Here is a 1,286-nt window from a genome sequence, read left to right on the forward strand (position 1 = left end):
CCCCGTGCCGGCCGCGCGGCGCACCAGGGAGGGCGGCCGGACGCGGCGGAGACGGAGGGAGCCGGAGTCACGACCGGGCCCGGTGCCCCCGCGCGGTACGCGGCCCGGCCTGAGACCGTGAGCCCCGGCCCGGTGCCGGTGGAGTCCGGCCGCGGCGAGCACGGCCCGTTGCCTGCGGTCGAGCCGGAGCGGAAGCCGGAGCCCGAGCCCGCCGAGACCGTGCTCTTCGCTCCCCGTTCGGCCGCGGACCGGCCGTTCCCCGAGGACGCGCCGGTGGACCGGGAGCCCGCGGGCGCCGGGGAGCCCCGGCCCGCGCCGGGGGACACCCCGATTGTCGAGTGGGCCGGGGCCGACGCCGCCGCACACGAGCCGGGGCCTTACCGGCCGGCGCCCGCCCGTGTTCCTTCGGCCGACCCGCCGTTGCGGGAGGAGATCCCGTGGGGGTGTGCCTCGGAGGCTCCTGTCGGGCTGAGAGCCACAGCGACGGACCGTGCTTCGGGGGACCGCTTCGCCCCGTCCGCCCCGGTGCACGGGACCGGGCCGAGTTCGCCCGGTGCGGACACGGCCCGGCCGGTGCCCCTGGGGGGCCGGCCGCAGGTCCGTGGAGCGGAGGACGCCTCCGGACCGGCGGCGCCCTCGAACGGTGCGGACCCCCGGCCCCTGAACGCAGGTCCGGACGGGCCGGTGACCGCGCAGTACCCGTCGGCCGGGCCATCGTTCCCCGAGGACACGTCGTGGAGCCGGACCTCCGACCCGCTCGGGCCGCCTGACCATGCCGCTCCCACGGCACCGGACAGCTTCGCCGGGGTGACCGGGGCGGCGCCGCACGGGGCCGACCCGTGGCGCCTCGTCGGAGACGTCCCGGCGGGCCGCCCCGATGCCGCGTCCAGCGGTCCGACGCCGCCGCCGTACGAGGGCTTGGCGGAACACCTGGACCTGAGGTCGGCCTGGCCGGAGCCGGAGCTGCTCCCGGAGCCGTCTCCGGAACGCGCGGCGGCCGTCGAGGCGCCCGTGCAAGGACCGAGCCAAAGTGACGTCGCCGGACGGCCGGGCGACGAGGACGCCTGGCCCCTGCCGAGCGGAGCGTCGGCCCCGCAGGCCCAGGACGCGGACCTCGCGGCGCGGTCGGACCGGCCCGCCCCCGGCGCCCTCCCCGAGGCGTGGCGGCAGGCGACGCGCACCGTGGGGGAGACGACGCAGCTGGTGCCGTCGCCCCGGCAGGACGAGCACGCGGCTCCACCGGCCGAGCCCCGGGCGCCGCTGCCCGTGCGGGAACGGGACGGACG

The 1,286-nt window shown here is 79.8% G+C and carries 1 protein-coding gene; it reads left to right on the forward strand.

Translation table 11 applies throughout. The features are described from left to right. Positions 1–1,011 precede the first annotated feature (1,011 nt). Positions 1,012–1,286, forward strand: a 275-nt coding sequence (locus tag ACOV8S_RS30935) for a hypothetical protein (protein WP_448321805.1), incomplete at its 3' end; no start/stop codon positions are given.

It is taken from the genome of Streptomyces sp. CO7 (genome assembly GCF_053474865.1).